General features: G+C 60.1%; 23 protein-coding genes and 2 pseudogenes. 13 read left to right on the top strand and 12 right to left on the bottom strand.

Features of this window, described 5'->3' with window-relative positions; genetic code table 11:
- Positions 1 to 186 precede the first annotated feature (186 nt).
- Entirely contained in the window at positions 187 to 798 is a 612-nt protein-coding gene (locus AAGW05_RS14145; RefSeq protein WP_411805192.1) for an SOUL family heme-binding protein, read from the bottom strand.
- An 811-nt stretch (positions 799 to 1,609) separates the two neighbouring features.
- Between AAGW05_RS14145 and AAGW05_RS14150 the strand changes: the two genes are divergently transcribed.
- Genes AAGW05_RS14150 through AAGW05_RS14160 form a run of 3 tightly spaced genes read left to right on the top strand, consistent with a single transcriptional unit; the run spans position 1,610 to position 3,559 of the window.
- Entirely contained in the window at positions 1,610 to 1,972 is a 363-nt protein-coding gene (locus AAGW05_RS14150) for an ArsR/SmtB family transcription factor (protein WP_411805193.1), read from the top strand.
- Complete coding sequence (locus AAGW05_RS14155) at positions 1,969 to 3,072, top strand: cation diffusion facilitator family transporter (RefSeq protein ID WP_411805194.1); 1,104 nt, start codon at positions 1,969 to 1,971, stop codon at positions 3,070 to 3,072. The genes AAGW05_RS14150 and AAGW05_RS14155 overlap by 4 nt, the downstream gene beginning before the upstream one ends.
- Positions 3,073 to 3,088: 16 nt before the next feature.
- The gene (locus tag AAGW05_RS14160) at positions 3,089 to 3,559 is read left to right on the top strand and encodes a peptidase (RefSeq protein ID WP_411805195.1); all 471 of its coding nucleotides are present in this window, start codon (positions 3,089 to 3,091) and stop codon (positions 3,557 to 3,559) included.
- 448 nt (positions 3,560 to 4,007) lie between these two features.
- Here the strand turns inward: AAGW05_RS14160 and AAGW05_RS14165 are convergent, their stop codons facing one another.
- Entirely contained in the window at positions 4,008 to 5,360 is a 1,353-nt protein-coding gene (locus tag AAGW05_RS14165; protein ID WP_411805196.1) for a dihydrolipoyl dehydrogenase family protein, read from the bottom strand.
- Positions 5,361 to 5,420: 60 nt separating this feature from the next.
- On the bottom strand, positions 5,421 to 5,720 hold the full coding sequence (locus AAGW05_RS14170) for a thioredoxin family protein (RefSeq protein WP_411805197.1): 300 nt from the start codon (positions 5,718 to 5,720) through the stop codon (positions 5,421 to 5,423).
- 55 nt (positions 5,721 to 5,775) lie between these two features.
- Between AAGW05_RS14170 and AAGW05_RS14175 the strand changes: the two genes are divergently transcribed.
- From AAGW05_RS14175 to AAGW05_RS14195, 5 genes are all read left to right on the top strand, one after another.
- A complete protein-coding gene (locus AAGW05_RS14175; RefSeq protein ID WP_411805198.1) occupies positions 5,776 to 6,180 on the top strand; it encodes a heavy metal-responsive transcriptional regulator in 405 nt (134 codons plus the stop codon).
- Positions 6,181 to 6,392: 212 nt separating this feature from the next.
- The gene (locus AAGW05_RS14180; RefSeq protein WP_411805199.1) at positions 6,393 to 6,980 is read left to right on the top strand and encodes a recombinase family protein; all 588 of its coding nucleotides are present in this window, start codon (positions 6,393 to 6,395) and stop codon (positions 6,978 to 6,980) included.
- Complete coding sequence (locus tag AAGW05_RS14185) at positions 6,977 to 8,428, top strand: Mu transposase C-terminal domain-containing protein (RefSeq protein WP_411805200.1); 1,452 nt, start codon at positions 6,977 to 6,979, stop codon at positions 8,426 to 8,428. Before AAGW05_RS14180 ends, AAGW05_RS14185 begins: the two co-directional genes overlap by 4 nt.
- Positions 8,429 to 8,446: 18 nt before the next feature.
- On the top strand, positions 8,447 to 9,337 hold the full coding sequence (locus AAGW05_RS14190) for an AAA family ATPase (RefSeq protein ID WP_411805201.1): 891 nt from the start codon (positions 8,447 to 8,449) through the stop codon (positions 9,335 to 9,337).
- Between the two features lie 220 nt (positions 9,338 to 9,557).
- Positions 9,558 to 11,189, top strand: a complete 1,632-nt coding sequence (locus AAGW05_RS14195; RefSeq protein WP_411805202.1) for an NAD(P)/FAD-dependent oxidoreductase — start codon at positions 9,558 to 9,560, stop codon at positions 11,187 to 11,189.
- A gap of 839 nt (positions 11,190 to 12,028) precedes the next feature.
- On the opposite strand, the gene AAGW05_RS14200 is transcribed toward AAGW05_RS14195, so the two are convergent.
- Entirely contained in the window at positions 12,029 to 12,568 is a 540-nt protein-coding gene (locus tag AAGW05_RS14200; protein WP_411805203.1) for a hypothetical protein, read from the bottom strand.
- Between the two features lie 868 nt (positions 12,569 to 13,436).
- Between AAGW05_RS14200 and AAGW05_RS14205 the strand changes: the two genes are divergently transcribed.
- From AAGW05_RS14205 to AAGW05_RS14220, 4 genes and pseudogenes are all read left to right on the top strand, one after another.
- The gene (locus AAGW05_RS14205) at positions 13,437 to 14,642 is read left to right on the top strand and encodes a polysaccharide deacetylase family protein (RefSeq protein ID WP_411805262.1); all 1,206 of its coding nucleotides are present in this window, start codon (positions 13,437 to 13,439) and stop codon (positions 14,640 to 14,642) included.
- A 428-nt stretch (positions 14,643 to 15,070) separates the two neighbouring features.
- Positions 15,071 to 16,225: pseudogene (locus AAGW05_RS14210) on the top strand (putative transposase).
- Positions 16,225 to 16,542, top strand: a complete 318-nt coding sequence (locus tag AAGW05_RS14215; RefSeq protein WP_411805205.1) for a hypothetical protein — start codon at positions 16,225 to 16,227, stop codon at positions 16,540 to 16,542. The pseudogene AAGW05_RS14210 and the gene AAGW05_RS14215 overlap by 1 nt, the downstream one beginning before the upstream one ends.
- A gap of 670 nt (positions 16,543 to 17,212) precedes the next feature.
- On the top strand, positions 17,213 to 17,530 hold the full coding sequence (locus tag AAGW05_RS14220; protein ID WP_411805206.1) for a hypothetical protein: 318 nt from the start codon (positions 17,213 to 17,215) through the stop codon (positions 17,528 to 17,530).
- Positions 17,531 to 17,854: 324 nt separating this feature from the next.
- Here AAGW05_RS14220 and AAGW05_RS14225 read toward each other — a convergent pair.
- From AAGW05_RS14225 to AAGW05_RS14240, 4 genes and pseudogenes are all read right to left on the bottom strand, one after another.
- Positions 17,855 to 18,019, bottom strand: a pseudogene (locus tag AAGW05_RS14225) (IS3 family transposase); the annotation flags it as partial.
- A 199-nt stretch (positions 18,020 to 18,218) separates the two neighbouring features.
- Positions 18,219 to 18,434 carry a hypothetical protein gene (locus AAGW05_RS14230; RefSeq protein ID WP_411805207.1) on the bottom strand — a complete coding sequence of 72 codons (216 nt, stop codon included), beginning with the start codon at positions 18,432 to 18,434 and terminating at the stop codon, positions 18,219 to 18,221.
- A gap of 458 nt (positions 18,435 to 18,892) precedes the next feature.
- Positions 18,893 to 19,078 (bottom strand): CsbD family protein, encoded by a 186-nt coding sequence (locus AAGW05_RS14235; protein WP_411805208.1) that lies wholly within the window; start codon positions 19,076 to 19,078, stop codon positions 18,893 to 18,895.
- Between the two features lie 239 nt (positions 19,079 to 19,317).
- On the bottom strand, positions 19,318 to 19,590 hold the full coding sequence (locus AAGW05_RS14240) for a GlsB/YeaQ/YmgE family stress response membrane protein (RefSeq protein WP_411805209.1): 273 nt from the start codon (positions 19,588 to 19,590) through the stop codon (positions 19,318 to 19,320).
- A gap of 493 nt (positions 19,591 to 20,083) precedes the next feature.
- On the opposite strand from AAGW05_RS14240, the gene AAGW05_RS14245 reads away from it, so the two are divergent.
- Complete coding sequence (locus AAGW05_RS14245; protein ID WP_411805210.1) at positions 20,084 to 21,478, top strand: IS1380 family transposase; 1,395 nt, start codon at positions 20,084 to 20,086, stop codon at positions 21,476 to 21,478.
- 167 nt (positions 21,479 to 21,645) lie between these two features.
- On the opposite strand, the gene AAGW05_RS14250 is transcribed toward AAGW05_RS14245, so the two are convergent.
- The 4 genes from AAGW05_RS14250 to AAGW05_RS14265 form a co-directional block, all read right to left on the bottom strand.
- Complete coding sequence (locus AAGW05_RS14250; protein WP_411805211.1) at positions 21,646 to 22,737, bottom strand: YihY/virulence factor BrkB family protein; 1,092 nt, start codon at positions 22,735 to 22,737, stop codon at positions 21,646 to 21,648.
- A gap of 77 nt (positions 22,738 to 22,814) precedes the next feature.
- Positions 22,815 to 23,378, bottom strand: a complete 564-nt coding sequence (locus AAGW05_RS14255) for a DUF3618 domain-containing protein (RefSeq protein ID WP_411805212.1) — start codon at positions 23,376 to 23,378, stop codon at positions 22,815 to 22,817.
- A gap of 18 nt (positions 23,379 to 23,396) precedes the next feature.
- Positions 23,397 to 23,810 (bottom strand): phage holin family protein, encoded by a 414-nt coding sequence (locus AAGW05_RS14260; protein ID WP_411805213.1) that lies wholly within the window; start codon positions 23,808 to 23,810, stop codon positions 23,397 to 23,399.
- Complete coding sequence (locus AAGW05_RS14265) at positions 23,807 to 24,739, bottom strand: hypothetical protein (RefSeq protein WP_411805214.1); 933 nt, start codon at positions 24,737 to 24,739, stop codon at positions 23,807 to 23,809. Before AAGW05_RS14265 ends, AAGW05_RS14260 begins: the two co-directional genes overlap by 4 nt.
- Positions 24,740 to 24,948 lie beyond the last annotated feature (209 nt).

The following is a 24,948-nucleotide window of genomic DNA, read 5'->3' on the forward strand; positions in this document are numbered from 1 at the left end:
ACTGGCCCGTTTTAGCGAAACAGTTCTAGTTCCCCTCCGACCCCTGCTCTGAAACTTACTGAACCCGGCTGGACAACCGCTGGAGTGAGGTGTGTCAAGGATCTGGGACTTTGGTCACCGTGGTTCCGTTCAACTCTGGGACGTAGTGATGTGTTGAAGCGCCTGTTTGACTACAACGCACTTCTTCTATGGGGAGCTGTATCCGGCGCCTTCTTGGTCGGGCTCCGGAAGGTCAAGCACTATCTCATTTTGACGCAGCCACCATGGCTTGAACGGCGGATCAAATCTTGCGAAACGCGGTGTTCCAATCGACGGCAGACCGGCTTCTCTCAAGGCAATTTTCAGCGATTGAAGATGCTGCTGATAGCGCACGGCACTCCAGCGCCCGTTGAAGCGGATAACCGCAGCAAGACTCTCTGGAACTGTCCTTAGGTGCACCTTGGGATTGGTGGGTCGAGGTGCGTCCTCTATCGTGAAACCTTCCGGTAAGACAAAGGCGACCCGGAACTGTGGCGTCCCGCCGTCACCCCCTTGGACCTCAACTCCTTGTTGCAGGACGGGCGCGGTCATCGAGATCTTTTCCGGAGAAGCATCTTGCACCACCGGGGCGGTCATCGCGACTTTCTGGCTTGCCTGGTTCTCTCCACTGATATACGCAAAAAGGTACCGAAACGCGCGGTTGCCGGCGTCTTCAAAGGTTCCCTCGACGATGACCTCGGCAAGGAGGTGCTCGGGATAGCGGCGCACCTCGAAATTATCGTAGCTGCGCACGAGTTCGTAAGGCTGCTGATCAGTCATGTCATCACGGTACTCCGACCCCGCTGTATGTCGACATGGCACCGACTATCAAAACGATCCAGCGAATGTTCGCGTTGGAGGCAAATATCCTGTTAATCGCCTCGGATATCAGGACCGGGGAGGTGGCGACCGTAAATGCGCTGGCGGAACGGCTCGAGCAGCAACTTTCTGCGTTGAACGACGGCGCCCGGGATAGACGGTAAGAAATTTGCATCCGTGAAGTGCCCTTTTTTGTGAATCGCAACGATAAATGGCGGCGTTTTCGCAGCGATAAATGTCACCTCCGGCCGCCCGTTAGCCGATCCTTCACTGGGACATATGGCGTGGGGGTCCAGTCCCGGCGTCGGAAGTCGGCCACCTACTCTGGCATCACGCGCTTGAGCTCGATCTGAGCCGATGGGCTGATGATGGTGTTACCTACTGGGAATGGCCACTATTTATGTGGTCTGTATTCATGCGATGTCTGGGTTCTGGCTGCGGTGTCCAGGTGCACCGGATGGCATCGGCGTGGGCGGTAAAGGCCGCTGTGTTCATGGGCGGTGACGTTGGAGCAGAAGTGTCGCGGACAGTACTAGTGCGATGGCTACGGGGAGAGTGAGGGTTCCGAATCTTGCTCCGGCGTCGACGGTCGTAACAATGGCGCCGACAAGAAGGGGCCCTGCAGCTTCGATTTCCCGGCCGATTTGTGCTGCGCGCATGGTTCGGCCCTCAAGGCAAGAATGCGAGACACCGATCCCTGATAGCGGTCAGTCCCCGAGCTTAAAGCGAGGCAGATGCGACAGAAATGATACTTTAATGGAACAATATGCGTATGAATGCAGATAAGAAGTCTTGCACATTGGATGTTGATAGCCAATATGTGGAACTGGCAGTGGAAATCTTTGCCATGCTTGCCGATGCCACCCGCGTCCGGATCATCTTGGCGCTGCGTGGAGGTGAAATGGCGGTCGGAGCCTTGGCTGAAATGGTGGAAAAATCCCCAGCTGCGGTTTCGCAACACCTAGCCAAAATGCGCCTTGCTCGCATGGTTTCCACCCGCCAAGACGGGACCAAAGTCATGTACCGACTGGAGAATGAGCATGCACGCCAGCTGGTGGTTGACGCGATCTATCAGGCCGAGCATGCTCTCGGTGGGATGCCCGCACACCACCGCGCAGACCAGAGCCCATCATGAGCAGCATCGATCACGCTGGCCACGACTACGTTGATGACCATAACCATGCTCACCACACCGGGCACCCGCACGATCACGATCACGATCATGATCACGACGAACATTCCCATAAGCACCACACCGGTTTCAAGGGGTGGCTTTTCGAGTTGTTTGTCCCCCACACCCATGACTCCGCAGACTCGATCGACGATGCCCTGGAATCCAGCGTTAAAGGTGTCCGTGCTCTGAAGATCAGCCTCTTCCTGCTCTTGGGTACCACTGTCTTGCAGTTCCTCGTAGTTCTTATCAGCGGGTCCGTTGCCTTGCTGGCAGATACCATTCACAACTTCTCTGATGCCCTCACCGCGGTGCCCTTGTGGATCGCTTTCATCTTGGGACGTCGGGCGGCCAACCGCCGCTACACCTACGGGTACGGTCGGGCCGAGGACCTCGCGGGGCTGTTCATTGTCGCCGTCGTGGCCCTCTCTGCCGTCGTTGCCGCTTGGCAGTCCATCGACCGACTGTTCAACCCGCAACCCTTACACAATCTGTGGTGGGTGCTGGCTGCAGGGGTCATCGGCTTTGCTGGCAACGAGGCCGTGGCGATCTACCGTATCCGGGTGGGCCGACAGATCGGCTCGGCCGCCCTGGTAGCCGATGGAGTGCACGCCCGAATTGATGGGTTCACCTCCCTCGCCGTCGTCCTCGGCGCTGGCGGGGTCATGCTCGGCTTCCCGCTAGCGGACCCGATCGTTGGTCTACTGATCTCAGCCGCGATCATCGTCTTGCTGTGGGGAACCGTCAAGAGCATAGGCCGCCGACTCATGGACGGCATCGAACCTGAGCTCGTCGCCCGTGCCGACACCGCCCTGGATGGCACTCCTGGAGTTCTATCCGTACAACGCTTGCAGCTGCGCTGGGTTGGCCACCGGCTCCAAGGAACAGCAACCGTCGTCGTCGCCGATGCCACCCTATCCACGGTCCAAGAGATCGTTCGGGAGGCAGAACACCGACTCGGCCATGCGCTGCCCAAACTCGACGACATACTTATCAAAACCATCACGGATCCAGCGCACAAAAACGGTCCTGACTTTGACCCGTCCACACACCACGTTCACTGATGAGAATGCCGGACTTATGAGGCAGTCACGGGATGGGCAGAATCTACTGGCAGGCATCCCCGGCCATGGCACTTTCACTGTGACCGCGGAGGCGGTGCACATGATCGATGTGTTCGGCGGTGTTTTGCATTGCTACCAAGGAAACGGTGGCTGCCGTAAGCAGGGCCTGTACTTCTCACGGACGGAACCGAAGAAGCTGCTTCGGTGCCTAATCAGGGGCCCAGAGCAGGCTGGAGGAGATACCGGCCATGATTGGGACCGTCCAACCGGGGAAGAAATACTGATCAGTGTCAGCCACGAGCTGGCACCTAAGCTTGATGGCGCCGTCTTGGACTTCGGGCAGTACAACAAAATCCAACGCTTCGTGTGGCTGACACTACCCGCCGTCAAAGGACCAGCCTGCACCTGCCTACGCTCCATCGGAGCATCGGCAGGAAAACGCTCACCCTGCCTCGACGACCAAAGGATTGGCGTGACAGACTTGTAAAAAGCGAAAGTCGCCACGGCTGCGCACCAGATGGAAAATCGAATACAAAGCTGTCGAAGACCTGTGATGTCCTATCACGATCGTTCGCAAGACACGGCGTACTGGTAATAGCGGCTATTCAAGTGGTCCGCGTTCCTTCGGTGTCATGATTCGGGCTGCGGAGCTACCCTCTGGACGACCTCCGAGCTACTGGTGACGCATGCGTCACCGGCGGCGCCTGGCGGGCGGAAGCCATCGTTAGTTTGTTGCTACCAACAGCCGCCCTTCTCGTCCCCGTCAATAGTTGGCCGCATGGGCAGGGGACTTCCTCCATGTTTGGGAACGCACCAACCAAAGCGATGCCTCCCTGGTAGCCGACCTCCACCGGACAAAGTCCAAGCACATATATCGAGTCTGTGAATCGCAGCGGTAAATGGTGTGCAGCCGAAGTTTTTGCTGCGGTTTCGTTCTAGAGCATGGATCCGAGGTCTGAGCCGATGGATGGGTAGGTGGCGGTCATGGATTTCAGCTGTTTGGAGGTAAGGCCCAGTTTGATGGCGAGGGCGAAAATGTTGATGAGTTCGGCATAGCCGGGCCCGAGCAGGTGCGCTCCGAGGATTTTATTCGTGGTTTTGTCGATGATGATCTTCGTGCTGGCGGTTGTCTCGCCCACCCGGTAGTTGGAGTACCAGCCGCTGGTGTCGTTGGTCTCGACCACGATGTCCACGCCCCCGTCTCGAGCTTCCTGTTCAAGGACGCCGACCCGGTTGAGTTCCGGGATGGTAAATACAGTGGTGGGAACGCCGGTGTAGTCAGGGACGGTCGTGATGCCTTTGAGCATGTTGGAGGCGGCGATCTTCCCTTCGAACACTGCGACGGGGGTGAGGGGTTTTCCAGGGGTGTCGGCGGCGTCGCCCGCGGCAAACACTGCAGGGTTTGTGGTGCTTTGCAGGTGCCCGCTCACGGTGACTCCTCGGGGCCCGGATGTGATGTTGGCGGCTTCGAGGTTTAGAGTCTCCAGGTTGGCGGTGCGGCCGGCGCCGTGCACCGCCAAGTCGGCTCCGAGGGTTAATGTCTTCCCGTCTTTTTCCCCGGTCACTTCCAGCCCGGTGGCGGTTCCTCTCACGTGGGTGAGCGTGGTGTTTGATAGCACTTGGATTCCAACCTGCTCACTCCTGTGGATGAGGTTTTTCACGAGGTCCGCATCGAATTCCTTCAAGGGACGCTCACCGTGGTCGATGATCACGCACTCAACGCCGGCGCGGGCGGCGATATGCGCGAACTCAAAGGAGATGAACCCTCCACCGATGAACACGATTTTCTGCGGTAGCGAGTCGAGGTCCAGGAAGTCGGCGCTGTCGATCAGATGCTCATGGCCGGGAAAAGTGAGTGTGCGTGGGCGTGCACCGGTCGCGATGAGGAAACGTTTCGCATGGTGCTCTCTCCCGTTGATGCTGAGCAGGTTCGGCCCGGTGAACCAGGCAGTGCCATGGAAGATTTCTACCCCGTTGCCAGTGAGTTCATCTTCCATGCCTTGCGGCACACCGTCAGTAAAGCCTCGCTTGTGGCGCATCAGTGCCGGCCAATCGATCGACAGCCGGTCCTCGGTAATGCCCTTGTCACGCATCAAGTTGGCCGCGTCGATCACTTCCGCGCCGCGACGGAGGATCTTCTTGGGATCACAACCACGCAGCGCACAGGTGCCCCCGTAGGGCAGGGCATCCACGATTCCCACCCGCCATCCCCGGGCCGCACATTTGTTCGCCGCCGTCGTGCCAGCCATGCCGGCGCCAATAACAAACAGATCGTATTCCTCGTCCATGGGATATTTCCTTCTTGCCAGTGGCGCCGGTCTCGTGAATCGTGGTCGGGGTCGTTCTGCTTAGATGGTGGGGATCGCTGCCCGGAGTTGCTCAAGTGTCGGCGCTCCGGCGATACCGTCGGGCGTCTGGTAAAGACGGCAGGAGAGCCCCACGGAAGAGGTTCGATCCAGGAAAAGATCCGCGCCGTCGAGCAGCATGCTCGGTGAGCCACGGAAGCCGGTAGCCTCCGCTTCCTCGGGTGTCTCCACCAAAAGGTGCGTCACTGTTATGTCGGTGCGCTCTTGTGCAACGAGGGCCAGCCGTTCAGCGGCAATCAGCCAGTTCGGGCATCCGTTGAAGTATTGCAAGATGATCTCCATGGCACCGACACTAAACCTTGCACCGCAGTGCAAGGTCAAGTGATTGGATAGGACCATGCGAATTGGAGAACTGGCCCTTGCCACCGGAGTGAACCCACAAACCCTCAGATTCTACGAACGCCGAGGCCTTCTTCCTGCGGCGGAACGTGAAGTGAACGGTTATCGTCAATATGACCAAGCTGCCGCCTCGCAGCTACGGTTTATCAGGGGAGCCCAAGCGCTCGGGATGACACTGGCAGACATTAAGAGCATCCTGGCCCTCCGCCAGGGTGGCATGGTTCCCTGCGAACACGTCACTGCCCTGCTCGTCGGGAAACTCGAGGACGTCCATTCCCGGCAACGAGAACTCGCACTCTTGGAAAGCGAGCTTCAGAATCTCATCGATACGAGTCGAGACCTCGACCCTGCCGACTGCACGGCAGGATCCGTCTGCCAGATCATCCCCCACCCACATCCATAGACCCTCTGGGCAGGAATCGTGGCCGTTGATGGCACCCCTTGCATTCAGGCGACGCGTCTCGAAAAACTAAAGCTTCTTGAGACATCGGTTCGGGGCTCCTTCCGTTATTCGTCTGAGCTGGAGTGGCGGGACGCCTGGTGTCTCAAAAAGTCGTCGTGCCGTAAAGTGTCCTAGTCGGTTGTCGATCAGGGGTTTTTGAGCCAAAATGAGTTGTGAGACATTTGGGATACACGCGGGTGAGCACCTCGAGCCAGGATGCGAAGCTTCAGCTTGACGCGCTGGTCGCTGCCGGGGTGCAAAAGCGTGATGTGTTCGCCGATGTCACATCCGGCAGCAGGAACGCGATCGAGCGGCCCGGGATGAAGAAGCTCCTGGAATACGCCGAGGCCGGTGACACCGTGGTGGTCTGGCGGGTCGACCGGCTCGGCCGCTCCCTGATCGACGTGCTGAACACCGTGAACCTGCTGCGTGAACGCGGGGTCAACGTGCGCTCCATCTCGGACGGGATCGACCCGGCAACCTCGACCGGGCGGATGATGTTGAACTTCTTGGCTTCCTTGGCCGAGTACGAGCGCGAGCTGATCGTGGAACGCGTGAACGCTGGCATCGCCGCGGCCAGGCAAAGCGGCACCCGTTTTGGCCGGCCACTCTCGGACCCGGCGGTGATCGCCGACAAGCTCGCTATCGCTTCGGACGCCCGCGCGAAGGGACGCACCGCCGAAGATGCGGCACGCCTGGTCGGGTGGAGCCGCGCGACGCTCTACCGCCACCAGCAGGCGGCCGAAGACCGCCGGTCATGAAGCATCGGCTGTCGGCCCAAGACCGCGAGGCACTGCTCCGGGAGCACCTTGATTACGGCGTTCCCCTCGCCAGGATCTCCGATCAAGCGGGCATCCCTCTCCGCACGTTGCAACGGTGGGCGGCAGGACTCCGCGCCGGTGGTTCGGTCGAGGCCTTGGCGCGTCGGCCACGCTCGGACCGCGGGAGCCGTTCGCTACCGCCTGAGATGGTTGGCGCGATCGAAGGCCTCGCGCTCCGCCGGCCGGCACCAACTATCGCGTTCATCCATCGGCGGATCTGTGCCGTGGCGCTCGACCGCGGCATTTCCGCACCCGGCTACTCGACGGTCCGGGCGGTCGTTGCCGCCATAGATCCCGGGCTGCGCACGATCGCGCTTGAAGGTGACGCGGCCTACCGCGACCGTTTCGAGCTTGTGTTCCGGCGCACCGCCAGCCGCGCGAACGAGCAGTGGCAGTGCGACCACACCGAGCTCGACATTGAAATCATCGATACCGGTGGCGGCCGTGCCCGCCCGTGGCTGACCGTCGTACTCGATGACTACTCCCGTGCCGTCGCCGGCTACACCGTTTTTACCGGTGCGCCGACCGCGCTTCAGACGGCCTTGGCCCTTCATCAGGCCATGCAGCGCAAAAAGCATCCGGGATGGCCCGTCATGGGTCTGCCCGATGTCCTCTATAGCGATCATGGCGCAGATTTCACCAGTAAACATCTTGAACGGGTCTGCCTTGACACCCACATCCGCCTGATCCATTCCCTCCCCGGAGTGCCGCAGGGCCGTGGGAAGATCGAAAGGTTTTACCGCACCATCACCGACGAACTCTTACCGCACCTGCCCGGCTTCATCCCGCACGGCACTCACGGTACTGCCGTGACGGCACCAACGATGACCCTCGAGCAACTCGACACCGCCTTGGAGCGGTTCATCGTTGACGAATACAACCAACGCACGCACTCCGAAACCGGAGAGGTCCCCGCCGTGCGCTGGCAGGCCGGGGGCTGGATCCCTCGGATGCCCGCCCGGCCCGAGGACCTTGACCTCCTGCTCCTGACCGTCGCACACCAGCGCATCGTCCACCGCGACGGCATCTACTTCAACGGCCTGCGCTACCTGGACCTCACACTTTCAGCCTTCGTCGGCGAGACCGTGACCATCCGTTACGACCCCCGGGACATGGCCGAAATCCGCGTGTGGCACCAAAACACTTTCCTCTGCCGTGCCATCGCCCCCGAACTCGCCGCAGGAACCATCACCTTCAAGCAGCTTAAGACGGCCAGATCGGCACGCCGGAACGAACTGAAGAAACAGCTGCGTACAAAACTCAGTCTCGCCGATGCCCTCCCAGCCGACGACCGCTACGCGCCGTCGGCACCCTCCGAAACCGCCGAGACTGCCGGGCAACCCGCGGATCTGAAGCAGCGCCAGCTCCGCACCTACGCCGAAGACTGACTTAAAGATAGGAACCCCATGCCCGCCAAGAACGAGAATGACGACGGCCGCCGCTTCCTCTTCAACGACCTCGGCGAGATTTCCGCAGCCCCACCACCGGTCCCGCCCGACACACCATCACTTCTCATCACCAAGGAGCACCGGCGCTTCACCGAATTTGCCACCGCAGTGCGCACCAACCGCCACATCGGCGTCTGTTACGGCCCGCCCGGCGTCGGCAAAACCCTCTCCGCACGCGCCTACGCCGGCGCGACCGAATGGGAACAATGGCAACGGACCAGCGAAACCAACACCGAGCCCATCCCTGCCCGCGTGCTTGAGGCCAGAACAGCATTCTGGACCCCCACCGTGACCATCAGCCCCCGAGAGATCGACCGCGAACTACCCCGGATCTGCCAAAAGATCTCATTTGCCCTCGAATACGCCCGGGAAGGCAACATCGACGTCCTGGAGCACCGCGACTCCCGGGCATCAGGCCTGACCGAACTCCTCATCATCGACGAGGCCGACCGGCTCAAACCGCCAGCGCTCGAGCAGGTCCGGGACTACTACGACCGGCACACCATGGGCATCATCCTTATCGGCATGCCCGGCATCGAAAAACGCCTCGCCCGCTACCCCCAGCTCTACAGCCGCATCGGCTTCGCCCACCACTACCGGACCCTCAGCACCGACGAACTCACTTTCGTCCTGGCAAACCGCTGGCAGGAACTCGGCCTGACTATCGACCCTCACGACTTCACCGACGCCGAAGCCGTCGCCGCCGTCGCCCGCATCACCAACGGCAACTTCCGGCTCATCCAACGCCTCTTCACCCAGATCACACGCATCCGCGACATCAACCAACTCAACAACATCACCAAGGAAGTCGTCGAAGCAGCGCGCGAAACCCTGCTCATCGGCACCTGACCGCCAAATATCGCCGCGAAATACACGCCAAATACCGTGGAGGATTACACCCTTTTTTGTTCTTAAAAAGTGTTCTAGGGTAGGTTCAATTTTTCCGGGGAAGGGGGATTTCGTGGTGAAAAATATCGGTCGTTCACAGACTTCCACTGGCAGATCAAGGCTAAGCTCTGGTAACGCCACGAAATAATAGCTTGAGTCCTGATCGATGAGGGAAAATGCGGTGAAAGTAATTGTGATTGGTGCGGGACTGGCGGGGCTACGTGCCGCAGGCCTGGCCTGCGAACAAGGGCACAACGTCACGGTCTTGGAAGCCTCACAACGAGTTGGTGGCCGCGTCGATACCGAGCTGGTTGACGGATTTCAATGCGACCGAGGGTTTCAGCTTATTAATCCTGCCTACCCAGACGCTCGTCGGGCACTGAACCTAAAGGACCTTGATCTACATGCTTTGGGACGCGGTGTCGCAGTTCGGAATGGCCCCGGTGTTCAGATAGTGGCGGATCCCTTCCGGCATCCCTCATACATGAGAGGATTGCTCGGCGGTACGGTCAAGCTAAGCGATGTTTTTGCTTTACTCCGTTGGAGCCGCCTTGCAGGCAGCGAATCGCTGACATTGCACCAAGCCATCAACGACGCTGGTTTTTCTTTGCCCTTACGCAAGGTCATCGACAAATTCTTTTCGGGTGTGGTGGCAGACCGGGATCTAAAGACCGCGGCTTCCTCAGCTCGAACACTGGCTGGGTATTTCGTTAAGGGAAACCCGTCATTGCCAGCGCAAGGAATGTCGGCAGTGGCACATCAGTTGGCCGCGCCGATCTTAGAGCACATCCGATTCTCAACGACCGTGGAATCCCTCGTCAGCGAGAATGGCCAAGTGAGAGTAGTCTGTACCTCCGGCGAAGAGCTGATAGCGGACCGGGTGGTGGTGGCAGCCGGTCCCCGGCATAGTGCCCGCCTCACTCGACAGCCAGAGCCGACCTTGAATTCCCTGACCACGTGGTGGTTCGATGCTCCTGACCGTCCCAGTAGGTTGCCTTTCCTCTACCTTGATGTCCGAGACGATGCACGGCTGACCCATACTTCCGTGATCTCCAATGCGTGCCCGTCGTACGCCCCTGCCGGACGTCATCTGGTCCAGGCAACCGTCGTCGGTGCGCACGATTTAGAAGACAGCGAAGCTATGGCCCAAGCCGCGAGCCTCATGGGGGTTCATGATCCCGACTGGCGATTGCTGGTGCGCCACGACATTCCCGATGCGTTACCCTCCATCGAGCCCGGACACCGTCCCCTGGCTAGTGGGATTGCTGGAGTGATAATTGCCGGTGACACTGCGGAATCCAGCATTCAGGGCGCATTGGCCAGTGGAGTTGCAGCCGCACAGGCACTGGGCGGTACACGAGGAACGGTCAATACGCGTGAGTCCTTCCACGATACGTTCACCCTACAGATTCGGTGTATCGGCGACGCCAAGGACATATGGGATAAGCTGACCGATCTGGATAGCCACACCAGGGCCATTCCCCTCACCATAGTGACGCCAGCACGAAGCCGGATGCGCGATGGCCTGGAATTTGTTGGACTCACGTCCTTGGGGCCAGTGAAAATAGCAGACCGTATGCTGGTACGCCGAGCCCAAGCACCTAGTGAGGGAAATCCGGGACGTCTAGAAGTGTCGAAATTTGGCCCGGTAGCAGGCGAAGTCGAGGCTAGCATCGAGCAACATGGCTCCGACGTGGTGGTCATCTGGCGCCAGAGCCTCCGGCCAGCGTGGCTGCCACGCTGGCTCAGACCCTTTGGAACAGTTGTTGCACGAGCAGGCTACGGCCTGGGACTGCGAAAACTGCTGACTTGAAAAGCGCCTGTGTCGAGGTGGCTCGAGGGGCAGCCACTGGCCATATTGATGACCGTGGCGCAGTTAATGCCTTCTTTGCGTGGCCAGCCTTTATGCATAGGATGACCGGTCCCTGAAATACCATTCCGAATTGTCAACCGACTCTCTATCTGACCCATCGGCAAGACTAAGTGGCTCAATATTCAACCGTCACAATGGGTCATTTTTCGCCCCTCCCCGACAGGAGCCTAACTGCTGAAGACGGAAGCCCAGCTTGGATTGGTCCGGCGACGACTTCGGTATAGAGGAGACTTCGAATAACAGGTGTGGGTCGACCCGGTAGCGGGCGTGTGGGGACCGGGTATCACTTTTGGTCACGCCGGATGAGTCCGGCTTTCACGGCTCGTCATCCTTGGCCGCCTTTGCGCCCGGAAGAGCTCCTTTCTGGAATCCCTTGGCCAGCTCACCCATAACCCCCAGCCGTTGCCGACGTCAACAGGCAGTGACGAAAGCCGTCCACCGGCCACTGACGGGGCGTTGACGCCGCCGACGCGAAGTGTTCCATCACGACGCCCTCCAAGCTGCACCGGGCCAGCTTCGAAGAGCTCTTCTGCCCAAGATCCTGGCCATGGCAACCGCGGACCGGCTGCTGCACCAAGCCTGTCAGACCAGTGGCGACTCGCATGGCTGTCCAGGCACCGGCAAGAATTGAAGTGACACGACTGAGCCAAAAAACCGAACCGAAGGGCCAACCTCAACCCTGTATTTGCAGGCACATCTCATGGAGACACATACTTGGAAGGCAAGATCGTCGCAGAATCCGTCTCTAACCCTCTCGTCTCGATTACTGGCGAACTCATTCAGCGCGGGCGGTGCAGGTTAGTTTCTGCTAACAGGGCATTGATATAGATGGTCAGGGGATCGGTTTTCATTTCGATTTGGTCTTGAATATCAGTGATGGCTTGATCGATGGCATTTGCGATCTCTTCCAAGGACGCCTCGCCGGGATGGGCGTCAATGGTGGCCGCCACAATCGCTGTATGAAAGCTCTGACGCAAGGCAAACCCCAGTGGATCATGCACACATCCGCGCAACCCGTCAAAGGGTCCAGGTGTGGTGAAAAGTTTTTCCAGGGGTGTGCGGGTCAGGGCAGAGAGCTTGCAGAGTTGTTCCCACGTCGGGTAGATCAGGCCCTGTTCCCATCTGTCCACGGCAGGTTCTTGGACACCACAGGCCACATCCACCCACTCCCCCACAAATACCGTGGAAGCCGCGGCGCCACGGCGGCCGGCACGTGCCTGCGGCTCAAAAGCCAAGGTGATTGCCGTCGGCCGTAATACACCACCTTGCCACTGGGCGAACAAGGCCGGATGCTCTGCAGCCAGGCCCACCGCATCCACTCCTGCCGTCCTCCGTGACAAAGCAGCCGCGGAAAACTCCACTCGCTCTGCTGTAGAGTCACCGACAGTCCCGGATATGGGGGATTTTTTACGTTTGAAGTACACATCCCCAGCTTTCCACAGGTACCCACGCCATGCCCAGACCCACCCATCGATCAAAGATAATCCCGGACAATCGCAGGCCCTGGTCGCAATGGGAGTGGCTTGTAAAAGTTGCACATGCGACATTAATGCGATTTTTCGCCCAAAGTGCTTAGCAGTTGATCAGTTCCCTGTCTGGTTTCTAGCCGTGGGCCCAATCATGGCCCAGTGCTCCTGTAGCTGTCTTGAGGGGCAATGAAGTGAGAACTTCCGCTTGTTTTAGGGGATTTCTCGAGCCCGACGTTGTGTCAGCTTGGGTTCGTAGGTTCATGGGCTTCGGTGTCCAGAAAATTAGATACGGAGCCTAATCTGATAGATTTGAGCTCCATATTGAACCTCTGGCGGGAGTATACCCCAAGCAGGGGCGGGATTGCACCTGTCGACGCCCTCAGGAGTACTGGGCCCTACTGGTGCGCTGCCCCGTGGAATAATTCATCTGGATCATTACGCACGTGTCTGGAGTTTCATGCCCCACTCTTCATTGTCGGTCCTCGTGTCCTGGAGGCGGATGGGCGCGATGGCTGCCCTTGCGGCTTTGACGATGGCCACTGCTTGCGCACCTGTGGCTGCCCACACACCCGCAACCTCCGGGAGCCCCAGCGCTGCAGCCGCGCCCTCGCCCGGTTCATGGAGGGTTCCTCCGGCTTACGGGCGGGACCTGTCCGCGGTCGCAGGCGCCTACACCATGAAGCTGCAGTCTGCTACGGCGTTGGGCACATGGGTTTATATGGACGGAGCAACAAGCTTCAATGCCGCCATCGACCACCAGTTGTTGGCAGCCTTGGACAAGCACACCGGTGGACCGTACCAGCCAGCCGTGGATAAAGCTCAGGAGGGTCATCCGGCCACCGCGGAACTGGCCGTGGATGGATCGCTGGCACACGCCAGCGGGAACTTTCTTATCGGCAGACTGCGGACAACAATAGGGCAGGGACCCGGGAGCAGCGATGAGACGACAATCGTCTACGATTCCGGGACGGGGGCAACAGTGCCGTCCACAGAACTGGTCCTCCCGACGCACCGGGCTCACCTGGCGGCATTGGCCCAATCCTCGACCGGTTTGAACTCCTCAACGCTTTTGTCGTTGACGGATCTGGCGTTCGACGACACTGGGAATCTTACCGTCACGGTTCCTGTTGCCGCCCCAATACTCTCCGACTCCGGATACCGGACGGTGACGGTGCCATCTGCCACGGCCCGTCCATGGCTGAGCGAATTGGGACAGCGCGTCCAGGACGCGGCCGCCAGCCCCTGGAAACCGCCTACCCCGGAAGCCAAAGCCTTACGGCACGTCAACTGCGACATTGTCGCGTGTGCCGCCCTGACCTACGATGACGGACCCGCCCAGGCTACGACACCACAGCTTTTGAGGACACTTGAGCAGGCCGGCGCCGGGGCCACCTTCTTCGCCGTGGGCGGCGCGGCGAACTACAGCCCCGAACTCGTCAGGGCCGAACACGACGCCGGATTCACAGTGGGCAACCACACCTGGAGCCACGCGGATCTACGCCTGCTCAGCCCAGGCGCCATCGTTGACCAGATCCAGCGGAGCAACACTGCCATCAAAGCCGCCACAGGGGAAGTACCGACCTTGATGCGCCCCCCATATGGGGGTGTGAACCAGAGGATGCGGCAGAACGTGGGAATGCCAATCATCCTATGGTCGGTTGACTCCCTAGACTGGCTCACCCGGGACCCGGCGAAATACACCCCCGCCATCATGGCCCAAGTTGCCCCCGGCGCCATCATCCTCGAACATGACATCCATGCAACAACCGTTGACCACCAGGCCGCGTTGATCGCGGACCTGCAAAAGGCCGGCTACACCCTCGTGACGGTACCCCAGCTCTTCGCAGGCATCGACCTTCAACCCGGGCAAACTTATGGGTGCCGCGGCCACGGCCGGGGCTGCACACCCTCGCCGGGCCGGTAACCAACCATGATGCCCTCAGTCTGTGCGACCGCAACCAGAAGCGCACCAACGGTCGAGGACCGATCCACGACCAACAACACGGTGTCCTTGCTTGCCACGGCTTCAGGGCTCCGGACATAGCCGATTCTGCCTGTAGTCAGTTCGTTGGATTGGCGGGGTTTTCATGTTGGTCCGGGCTGTTAATTTGCACTGGCGCCACACTCATTGGCGACCGTGCCGCACTGCTCGAGAGTGAGGCTGGCGGCAAGGTCTTCATCAACGGCCAATTGGCTTTTGTCTGGGAGCCCGGCCAGGACGGGATCCGCCGGTTCGCGGCCTCACAGCTCGTGGAGACCGGCGTGGCCCAGGTCAAGGAAGTCGCGGCCGGGTTCGGCATCAATACCGAGTCACTGCGGCGCTGGCGTAAATCCCTTGAGGATACCGGGTTGATGGGGCTGGCCCCGGTGAAGCAGGGCCCCAAGCGTCCGTCGCTGCTCACGGAGGAAAAAGCAGCAGAAATCCGTGCCGGTGGTGCGAGCCTGAGTGCAACCGCGGCAGCGACCGGGGTTTCCACCGACACGGTCCGAGGAGCCATGGCCAGGACCGAAACCTCCACGAACGAAGCCGCCGCCCCGGTGTTTGCCCCGGCCGCACGGGTACGTCATGCCGGCTTGTTCTTGGCACTGCCTGCGCTGGAGGTCTCAGGGCTGCTGGTGTGCGTGAAGACCGTGTATTCGGCGTTGCCTGACCGGTGCTACGTACTGGAAACCATGCTCATCGATGCCGTCCTGCGGGTGTTGGCCGGGGAAGTCCGGGCCAAAGGCGCCACCCGCTTCGACCCGATAGAACTGGGTCAGGTGTTGGGCATGGATCGGGCCCCGGAAATATAAACGATCCACTGCCGGATCCACCAACTCGCCCAGAGGGGCAAAGCCGGTGAGCTGATCGCCGCCCTTGCCACCCACCACCTGACAGCGACGGGCCCGGGCGGGGAGGACCTCGCTGCGCTCCTCTATGTTGGCGGGCACGTGCGCGCCTACCAAGCCCGCAAGAAGATCGGGAAACTCTGCTCGACCCGGTTGAAGTTCCGGGTCCCGGCCACCGAGGAGAACTGGGTCAGTGACGCCCACGGCGCCCCACTGTTCGTTGTCATGGCCGAGCCCGGGGCGTCCCTGGCCGCGGAACTCCGCCGCCTCCTGCCAGAACTGCGCACAGCGGTCGGGGACGACCGACGGGTGTTGGTTGGTTTTGACCGGGGCGGCTGGTCACCAGCGTTGTTCAAACACATGGACGAGTCAGGCTTCGATGTGCTGACTTGGCACAAAGGCACCACCCCGGATATTGAGGAAAAGCACTTCTGCGAGGTCTCCCACACCGACGGGCACGGTGAGCAAAGGTCGTGGGTAGTGGCGGACACGCTCGTTGACCTGCCCCTGGCAGCGACGAAGAAGACCGGTGAAGTCTTCACGATGCACCAGATCAGCCGAACAGTCCCGGCTACTGGTGGTGGCGGCAGGAAAACCAGTTCCGCTACGCCCGCATGCACTTCGACCAGGATTCCCACGATTCCTACAACAGCACCGAAGACGGTGAGGTTCGGATAGTGCCCAACCCTGCCAAGGCGACGGCGTATCAAAAAGTCGTTGCCGCCAGGAACGCCTATGCCGAGGCTGATGCCATCGCCGATATCAACCTGATGGCGCTGAAAACCCCGGAAGAAGGAGCCAAGGAACTTTCCCTCACGCTCACCAACGCCATGCACAACCAAGCCATGGCACCGTTCTGGGAAGCAGAAACAGCGTTGATCGCCGCCGAAAGAATCAACAAGAAGAGTCCCGCGAAGATACGCCTCGGGGACCTGAACCCGGGCCAGCCAGGAAGCCCACGCCCTGATGCGCCAAGCCGTCAACCAGGGCGGTGACATCGACACCACAGTCTCTGGCCAACTCACAGTCAGGAGGCCGGGGAAGCAACAGCCTGTCGTTCTACCCGGAGAATCATTTCAAACTACCCGCGTAGTTTCCATGGACAGTCCATTGTGGGGGTTGTAAAGTTCGAGGTGAGAAACCTCGTGGTTTATTGCCTAAGCATATGGCAGGGTTCACCCCCTTTCATTCTGGCTGAAAGCTTCTAGGAGTTTGTCATGGCGATTCATCACCTTTTTCACGATCTTGATGAGCCTATTGTTGATGTGGAAGATTCGTTAGAATGCCAGGTGTGCCACACAGCCGCCGACCTCATCATTGAATCCCTCCAACCGCACCGGCCACGAAGGCCCGGGATGGTGGAGGTGGAGTACAGCTGCGGGCGTTGCGAATCCTATTCCGCCCACACAGCCAGTGTGCAGGCCGTCGCTAAAATCCTGCAGAACACCACTGCTGGCTACGACCGGTCAGGAGTGCTCAAGTTCGGGGAACACTACATCCACTGTGGCGAACCCATGCAAGAGACAAACCTCCCAGCAACCCAGATGCCCAGCCCGAACAACGATCCGCATGCAGAACCACCTGGTGCACCCCGGTACTCCGTGGTGCGGTGCCAATGCGGATTCCAAATCCAGATAGATCACGCTTCGCCGAAAGAGCTCTGACATGGTGATGGAATCGAAACAGCCACTGCATAATTCGAATCCCGGGGCCGGGATAAGTGTGGTGACGGAGTCCTCAAGCCAGCATCCCTGTGACTGGGGCCGAGCCTTGGCGTGTGCTGTCAGCCAACTGGTCGAGCAGATCATTGACACCGCCGGGATCGATCCCAGTCACGAACCCGCCGGGCTGGACCTGTCCCTGCACCTCAGCGACCTGCCCGGAGGCAAGAGGATCACCGCAACCTGGCAGCCGGATCCCTCAGCAACAGAGAATTCTTCCAGCGCTGGAGAAGTCTTCGTAGCTGTGACGTCTGAAAAATAGGCTCTGCGGTATTAAGCCGGTTCGTCAGTAATCATTAGAGATTTTGCGGGGCGCTGGCATCGTGCCGTTGCTCCATGCCGCGGCGGGGCAGCCCGTCGAGGTCTGGGAACCTGTCCTCGATGGTGGAGGAGAAAATGGCGCTGACCCCGGCGTCGGCACAAGTCGTAATCCGTGCGAGATCGGCCGGGTCAGGCGGACACTTGCCCAGGCAGGGCAGCGGCCCGCCTGGTCGGAACAGCCAAAAAGACCAGCTGCCTGTAGGCGCCCCTCACCACTTCTTGTCTTGGGTTTCGGATCCTCGTGCGTGGCCTCGGAGAGAGCCTCCAACTGGCGACTCAGACGCGCGATCTCGGCCTGTTCCGCAGAGGGTTTCCCGATCTTCTCCCCGGCCTTCTTGCCCGCCAGGACACCGGCGTCGCGCTGCGCGCGCCACTCAGTGACCTTCGAAGAATACAGCCCCTGTTCACGCAGGAACGCGCCACCCTCCTTGCTGGCGCAGCCGCACGTAAGGTCTTTTGTAACCGGGCGCGGTCAGATGATGGGGACTAGGTTTGGCCTTCACTCACGGACCCGTGATGCTCTGTGCATCAGCCGCAGCCGGACGAAGACGGGAGGCGGCAACGTGCGGATCAACCGTGGTGTCGAGGATTGGGCGAATTGACCCTGCTGGGCCGGGGGAAAAGTTCGCCTATTTCTTTTCTTCGAGTTTCAACGCCACACCCAATGCGAAGAACGTCGGCGCCCAATGTCCAATGAAAATTCCCCAGCGGTCCGATTGCGCCTTGGAATGGTCCTCCTTGGCGCGGCTGATCAACCACGATCCCAAGGACAAGGCGATGGAAGCGAATCCACCGGCGTATGCGTATTCGCTCTTGATACCTGCGTTGTGCAACATCTCAATCATGGCAACTCCCTCACATGGTCAGGCTCGAAGCTAACAATCTGACTCTGCCACAAGTCACCACGAATCTGAAGAGATTCAACCTGCGTCATGAACCAGACTTGTCTTTCAACGACGGCTCGCCGCATCAACGAGGGCCCAGCACACACCCCTTGCTGCCCAGACGCGAACAGGGAACTCCGGCACGGGAAGAAACATCCAGGACCGTCTTCAGCGCCGGTAGGAACTTGCTAGTTTATGCCCGTCGAGACCAATTATCGGCGGCCTCCGCGGTCCCCGCCCACGGTCCCGGTACAGTTTCTCAGCATCTGGCGCGGCTCTGAACCACTGATGGTTGTATTGACTCATTCAGTGGCCCTCTGGCCTTGAGCGTGGATGTCTGCTGGCTTCCAAACGCACAAGTGGCGCCGCACTGAAGGTGCGACGCCACTTGAAAAGCCCGGCCAACGGTCCCCGGGAACTTACTTGTCGAAGACATCCTTAGCGGCATCTTTGAGATGCTCACCGGCTTGCTTGGTCTTCGCCGCGCCCTGATCTGCGGCGCCTTCGGCCTGGAGTTTCTCATTATCCGTGGCATTGCCTACTGCTTCTTTGGCCTTGCCGGTGACTTCTTGTGCTTTGTTGCCGATCTTGTCTCCCAGACCCATGAGGTCCTCCTCCACTAATCAGTCCAACAGTTACCCGACCAAGTCTAGCCACGGCAACTGGGATTTTCATAGAGATACCGCCACGCGCAATCACGGAATGATCCCTGCATTGCGTGGGCACTGCAGCTGATGTGAGCAGGCACACTCCCAGCCAATGACCCCACATGATCGCGAAAGTGATCATCAGGAACGGAGGTCTCCACTCCGTTCGAGCACCGCCCTGCGCACGGGGTGTCCTTTTAGGCGTGGCTTCGGTGGCTGCGTCCGGTGATCGCACCGTAGGCACCGGCCACGACCAAACCGCCGACAATGGCCAGAATCCACGAGCCCAGATTCCAGAATTCCATCTTTCCGGATCCGAAGAGAAGATCTCCGATCCAGCCGCCGACAATGGCTCCGACCACACCCAAAATCAAGCTGGTCACCCAACCGCCTTCAACCCGGCCCGGCATGACGGCCTTGACGATGGCACCGACAATCAACCCCAGAATGATCCAACCGATGAAACCCATGGCTCCTCCTCAAATCATCGAGCGAGACTGCTGAACACTGTTACCACGCCCTCTCGAAGCTTCTCAGAGGCCGCCGTTGCAGATAACAACTATCATGCGCTGTGGATCCACACAGTGCAAGGGTTCGCGTTGACTCATCAAAGGTGCCCGCGTAACTGCTGAACGGACGTATTTTCCGCTTCTGGGGAACTCAAGATTGCCGAGTTTGTGCGGGCAAGAGTAGGCATTCACAGCCAAGGAGCCGGGGAACATCCAAGCTGTTCATCGTCAAGATGCAGTGCCTGCGGGCTGGATCACTTTGTCTGGTTGGAACCGAGTCATGTCAAATGCACCGTTTTGGAGGGTGCTGGAGAAGATCTCGTGGATTGTTTAGCCTGAATCCACCGATCCGGTTTGGGGTTGCTCGGCGTTTTAAGCACGAAATGTCCGTCTTTTAGGGGAAAATTGGCTTACCACAGTCAAATTTTCTTACCCAGAAGAGGACATCTCGTAGATGCTAGTTTCCCATACCGCAGCGGCCAGGTCAGTTTCCTTTGACGAGGCGAATCTTGTGTCGCCGGCCGGGTTGGTGCCGGTGATGCGCCTGGGCCAGGACGCGGGACTGCACGAGCTAACTGATGAGTGGTTGTCCGTGCCGACGGACAAGGGCGCGAATGCGGGGTTGAAGGTCGCCGCGCTGGTCGCGGGCATGGTTGCCGGGGCCGATTCCATTGATGACATGGCGGTGTTGCGCCACGGCGGGATGAAGAAGATCTTCACGGGTTGCTATGCCCCGTCCACGTTGGGTTCGTTCCTGCGCTCCTTCACGTTCGGGCATGTGCGCCAGCTCGACGCGGTCGCCTCCCGACTCCTGGTGAACCTGGCCCGGAAGGCTCCGCTGTTTGGGACCCCGTCCGGGGAGGGCTTTGTCTTCGTCGATGTGGACGACACCATCGTGGAGGTCCACGGATACCAGAAGCAGGGTTCCGGGTACGGGTATTCCGGGGTCCGTGGCCTCAACGCCCTGCTCGCCACCGCCTCCACGAGGGACACCGCCCCGGTGATCATCGGTCAGCGCCTGCGCAAGGGAGCCGCGAATTCGGCCCGTGGAGCCAAGAAATTCATCACCGAGTCGTTGGGGACCCTCAAACGCACTGGCGTGGCAGGGCCGGTGCTGTGTCGTTTTGATTCGGCCTACTACGGCCACCCCGCCGTCAGCGCGGCCCTGGCCGGTGGCGCGCAGGTTTCGGTCACGGTGAGCATGGACCCCGCCGTCAAACGCGCCATCGCGGGGGTCCCGGATTCTGCGTGGGTGCCGATCCAGTACACGAACGCCGTCTTCGACGAGGCCACCGAGGCATGGGTGTCGGCCGCGGAAGTCGCCGAAGTGCCGTTTACTGCGTTCTCCTCACGGACGAAGGATGAGAGAATCACCGGCAGGCTGGTGGTGCGCCGCATCCCGGAACTGAACCCGAAAGCCGTTGAGGGGCAGCCGACCCTCTTTGACACGCACCGCTTCCACGCGTTCTTCACCACCGTCGATGCCAAGGACCTGGACACGGTCGCAGCCGACAAGACCCACCGCCGCCACGCCATTATCGAGCAGGTCAATGCCGACCTCAAAGACAGCGCCCTGGCCCACCTGCCCTCGGGGCATTTCGGGGCGAATTCGGCATGGCTCGTTGCCGCGGTGATGGCCTATAACCTGACCCGGGCTGCCGGGGTCCTTGCCGGCGGGGCTTTCGCCAAGGCCAGGACCGGCACGATCCGGGCCAAACTCATCATTGTCCCCGCCCGGATCGCTTCCAGCGCCCGAAAAATACGGCTCCACCTACCCGAATCCTGGCCCTGGCAAACTGCTTGGGAGAACCTCCACACCGCAACCCACTCGCCACCACGAGCAGCATAAAACCCGTCAACCCAGCCAGTACCGGCGCAACCCAGGAACCCCAACGTGGAACACCAACGGCAGCAAGGCCGAACACTCGCCCCTGCCCCAAATCACAAAATCACGAAAAACCGGGAACTGGCACGAGCCCGGCCCGGATCGGTGGATACAGGTTTAGTCATAGGGGCTCATCTGCGATCTTTCTCTGGGAATTTGTCGCTGTGTTGTTCGCGTAGGTCGCGGCCGCGGCGGATGTCGTCTTCCTCACGGGCCTGGAGTTTTTCGCTCTTTTTGGTATCCCGGGGCGGGAGCTGGATGGTTTTTTCGGCTTGGATGCCGGCCTGGAGTTCGCGTCCGCGCTCTACTTCTGCGTCGAACTCGGCGCCGAAAAGCAATGACATGTTCAGTATCCACAGCCAGAGCAGTGCGACGATCACTCCGCCGATCGCACCGTAGGTCTTGTTGTAGCTGCTGAAGTTGCTGACGTAGAGGCCAAAGGCCAACGATGCCAGCAGAAACACCACAAGGGCGATCGCCGAACCCATGCTCATCCAACGGAATTTGGGCTGTTTAACGTTGGGAGTGGCGTAGTAGAGGATGGCAATCGCAAGAATAATCAGCACTAGCATGATCGGCCATTTGGCAATGTTCCACCCCGCCAGGACAGTCCCGCCCAGCCCGACGGTGTTGCCCACGGACGTGGCCACCGGGCCGCTGAGCACAAGCATCGCGGCCAACACGACCACGATCAACAAGTTGATAACGGTAACGACCAGCATGGTGCCGCGAAACTTCAGGAACGACCTGCCTTCATCGATCTCGTACACTCGGTTCATCGCCCGACCGAAAGCGGCCACGTAGCCGGACGCGGACCAGAGTGCAATGACAATGCCCAAGACTAGGGTCAGCCCGGCGCTGGAGGAACTGACAAGGCCCTGGACCACGGGACGGAGGGTCTCCACGGTCTGGCCCGGGGCGATGCTCTGAACGATATTGAGCACAGCCGAGGTCGTTTTCTCCGCTTGCCCGAAAATGCCCAGCAGGGAAACCAGTGCCAAAAGGGCCGGGAAAATCGACAGGACGGCATGGTACGTCAGCGCGGCTGCGAGATCCGGACACTGGTCTTTGCTGAACTCTCGGAGTGTCTTCTTGCCGATGTACTTCCAGGACGGTTTACTCAGATCCGTGGGACTCTCTGGTTTGCGACTATCGTCCGGTTCGGGGGCTGTGCGGGCTTTGGCAGTGCTGCTGTGGCGCATTTCCGCGTCATTTTCTGTCATTGGATCATCCTTCGGGGGTTAAGCGCCGCGGCCGACCGTGCCCTGACAAGCAGGGAACGGCCGGCCGATTCACGTGCTCAGGCCTGCTCGATGTTGTCCTTGGCATCAGCGGCCCGCTCCTTGACATCGGCAACAACATCTTGGCCCTCGGCCTTGACGTGTTCGGTAGCGTCAGCTGCGGTAGCCTTGACGTTTTCCATGGCTTCCTGGGCCGGTCCCTTCAGTCCCTCCGCAACGTCTTTTGCGGCCTCCGTCAGCTCCTGGGTCAGAGGCTCAGCCGCCGACTTCAGCGCCTCAGCAGCTTCGCGCTCAGGCTCGCTGGCCGGGATCAGGGACGAGAGGAGCAAACCGGCGCCGAAAGCGATTAGCCCGGCCGCGAGGGGATTCCCTTGCGTCCTGGCCTTGAGCTGAGCCGGTGCATCCCCGATCGCAGAACCAACCCCACTCACGCTCTCCCCGCCATGATCTGCCACACCCATGACCTTGTCCTTGACCCCGAAAACGGCGTCTTTGACTTTGTCGGTCTGTCTTTGCACAATGTGCGACGGGCTGACTTTATCCGCCACAGCATCAACGGTGGTGCCCAGGCGTGCCCGGGTGGCCTCGATATTTGAACGAATAACATCCGGATCTTCACTCATCATTTTTTCCTCGCTGATCTAAGAGTTGGGCTTGAGGGTTGATGGGATTTCCTGCAGAGTCTGACCGGTCTGGGGCAGACCCTTGATAGCTTTGAGTTCCCTTCGCCCCAAAGCGGCCAGAACGGCGGCAACGATGGCCCAAATGACGGCAACCACTACACCGGACCAGCCCAGCCCCCACCACGTCCCGAGCGCCCACCATAGAGCCAGAGACAAAAAGAGGAGGACGAAGTGGCCCGCGACTGAAGCCCCGGCCAGCATTCCACTGCCTTTCCCAGCCCGGACGGCAGAGTCCTTCAACTCCACTTTGGCCAGTTCCACTTCCTGACGCATCAAAGTCGACAGATCCCGGGTAGCTTCCCCCAGAAGGTCTCCCAGAGAGGAGGATTCTGCCTTGGCGTGGGCGCCGGGGGCTGGCAAATCGGCGCTCATTGACGGCCACCATCGAAGGGATCATCGCTCAGCGGGTCAAACTCCGGCAGCGGATCGATTACCACTGGCTCAGCACTCCAGAGCTCCGGCCGGCCTGGGCCGGTCTGCGCGTGGGTTCCGGACTGGCCCGCAGGATAGGTACCGGTCTCCCCCACCGGGGGCAATGGGTACGCTGCGGGGAATTCCGTGGTGGGGGTTTCCGAGGCAGGGGTATCCGAGACAGGGGCTTCCGTTGGTGCAGGTGGTGCAGGTGGTCGCGTCACCGCTGTGCTCGCTGCCGGGGTCCGCGGGGAGATGGTGTCGTGGGCGTGGACCACCGGTCCGGTGGGTTTGGGGGCACCCGCACTCAGACTCCGGGTGAGTCTTCCGGCCACAATCCCTGCCCCGGCCGCCAACAGCAAGAACGTGCCCGGCTTGTGACGAGCATAAGTCTTTACCTCAGCCAGTAGGGAGCCGGGATCGCGGTCAGTCAGCCAGGATGCCACGGCTGCAGAGCGTTCAGCGGCTTGTCGCACGAGGTCGGTGGCCAGACCGGGCTGATCAGTTGCGGAAACCATAGAGTGCAGTTCCTCCGAGATTGAACGCAACCCCTCCGCAACTCGTTTCTGCTGTGTTGCGGCCTGTTCAGTAAGATCTGAGACCGCCTGCGCCATCAGCTCGCGTGCGTTGATCTTCACCTCTGCCACAACGTTGGCTGCTTCGTCCCTTGCCGTATCAGTAACGTTCTGCACACCCTCCGTGGCAAGGCGGGCAACTTCCCCCGCTTCCTCTTTCGCCGCCACCGGCTTTGAATCCGCACCCTGTGGAGGCCTCTGGGGTGTCGGCAGGCTCTGAGGAGCCGGAACTGTCGACGCCGCTTGGTTGGGGATCAGAAGCTCAGGTTCGTACATTTCGAGGCCCTCATCGTGGGGCCATGAGTTCTCCGTCATCGTCGCTCTCTTTCAGGAATGATCCGCTTGAAATCATGGATTCACGGACCGGATGAGAATGGTGGGGCACGGTTATGAGGTTGATGGTAAGCAGGTGCCGACTAACTTCACAAGAGGTTTAGAAAGCGCCGAACGGGGTAGCGGAGGGCCCAGCAGAACCCGATATAGCTAGAAGCTGCTTGTCAATAAACCGGGGACCTTGCCCAAGT

Source organism: Arthrobacter sp. LAPM80 (genome assembly GCF_046736435.1).
In the GTDB taxonomy this organism is placed as follows: Bacteria; Actinomycetota; Actinomycetes; order Actinomycetales; family Micrococcaceae; genus Specibacter.

Excerpts from the sequence above, each read along its gene's own strand:
- AAGW05_RS14145 (WP_411805192.1), bottom strand. The coding sequence starts at position 798 with ATGACTGATCAGCAGCCTTACGAACTCGTGCGCAGCTACGATAATTTC.
- AAGW05_RS14150 (WP_411805193.1), top strand. The coding sequence starts at position 1,610 with ATGAATGCAGATAAGAAGTCTTGCACATTGGATGTTGATAGCCAATAT.
- AAGW05_RS14155 (WP_411805194.1), top strand. The coding sequence starts at position 1,969 with ATGAGCAGCATCGATCACGCTGGCCACGACTACGTTGATGACCATAAC.
- AAGW05_RS14160 (WP_411805195.1), top strand. The coding sequence starts at position 3,089 with ATGAGGCAGTCACGGGATGGGCAGAATCTACTGGCAGGCATCCCCGGC.
- AAGW05_RS14165 (WP_411805196.1), bottom strand. The coding sequence starts at position 5,360 with ATGGACGAGGAATACGATCTGTTTGTTATTGGCGCCGGCATGGCTGGC.
- AAGW05_RS14170 (WP_411805197.1), bottom strand. The coding sequence starts at position 5,720 with ATGGAGATCATCTTGCAATACTTCAACGGATGCCCGAACTGGCTGATT.
- AAGW05_RS14175 (WP_411805198.1), top strand. The coding sequence starts at position 5,776 with ATGCGAATTGGAGAACTGGCCCTTGCCACCGGAGTGAACCCACAAACC.
- AAGW05_RS14185 (WP_411805200.1), top strand. The coding sequence starts at position 6,977 with ATGAAGCATCGGCTGTCGGCCCAAGACCGCGAGGCACTGCTCCGGGAG.
- AAGW05_RS14190 (WP_411805201.1), top strand. The coding sequence starts at position 8,447 with ATGCCCGCCAAGAACGAGAATGACGACGGCCGCCGCTTCCTCTTCAAC.
- AAGW05_RS14205 (WP_411805262.1), top strand. The coding sequence starts at position 13,437 with ATGGACGGAGCAACAAGCTTCAATGCCGCCATCGACCACCAGTTGTTG.
- AAGW05_RS14220 (WP_411805206.1), top strand. The coding sequence starts at position 17,213 with ATGGTGATGGAATCGAAACAGCCACTGCATAATTCGAATCCCGGGGCC.
- AAGW05_RS14230 (WP_411805207.1), bottom strand. The coding sequence starts at position 18,434 with ATGATTGAGATGTTGCACAACGCAGGTATCAAGAGCGAATACGCATAC.
- AAGW05_RS14235 (WP_411805208.1), bottom strand. The coding sequence starts at position 19,078 with ATGGGTCTGGGAGACAAGATCGGCAACAAAGCACAAGAAGTCACCGGC.
- AAGW05_RS14240 (WP_411805209.1), bottom strand. The coding sequence starts at position 19,590 with ATGGGTTTCATCGGTTGGATCATTCTGGGGTTGATTGTCGGTGCCATC.
- AAGW05_RS14245 (WP_411805210.1), top strand. The coding sequence starts at position 20,084 with ATGCTAGTTTCCCATACCGCAGCGGCCAGGTCAGTTTCCTTTGACGAG.
- AAGW05_RS14250 (WP_411805211.1), bottom strand. The coding sequence starts at position 22,737 with ATGACAGAAAATGACGCGGAAATGCGCCACAGCAGCACTGCCAAAGCC.
- AAGW05_RS14255 (WP_411805212.1), bottom strand. The coding sequence starts at position 23,378 with ATGAGTGAAGATCCGGATGTTATTCGTTCAAATATCGAGGCCACCCGG.
- AAGW05_RS14260 (WP_411805213.1), bottom strand. The coding sequence starts at position 23,810 with ATGAGCGCCGATTTGCCAGCCCCCGGCGCCCACGCCAAGGCAGAATCC.
- AAGW05_RS14265 (WP_411805214.1), bottom strand. The coding sequence starts at position 24,739 with ATGACGGAGAACTCATGGCCCCACGATGAGGGCCTCGAAATGTACGAA.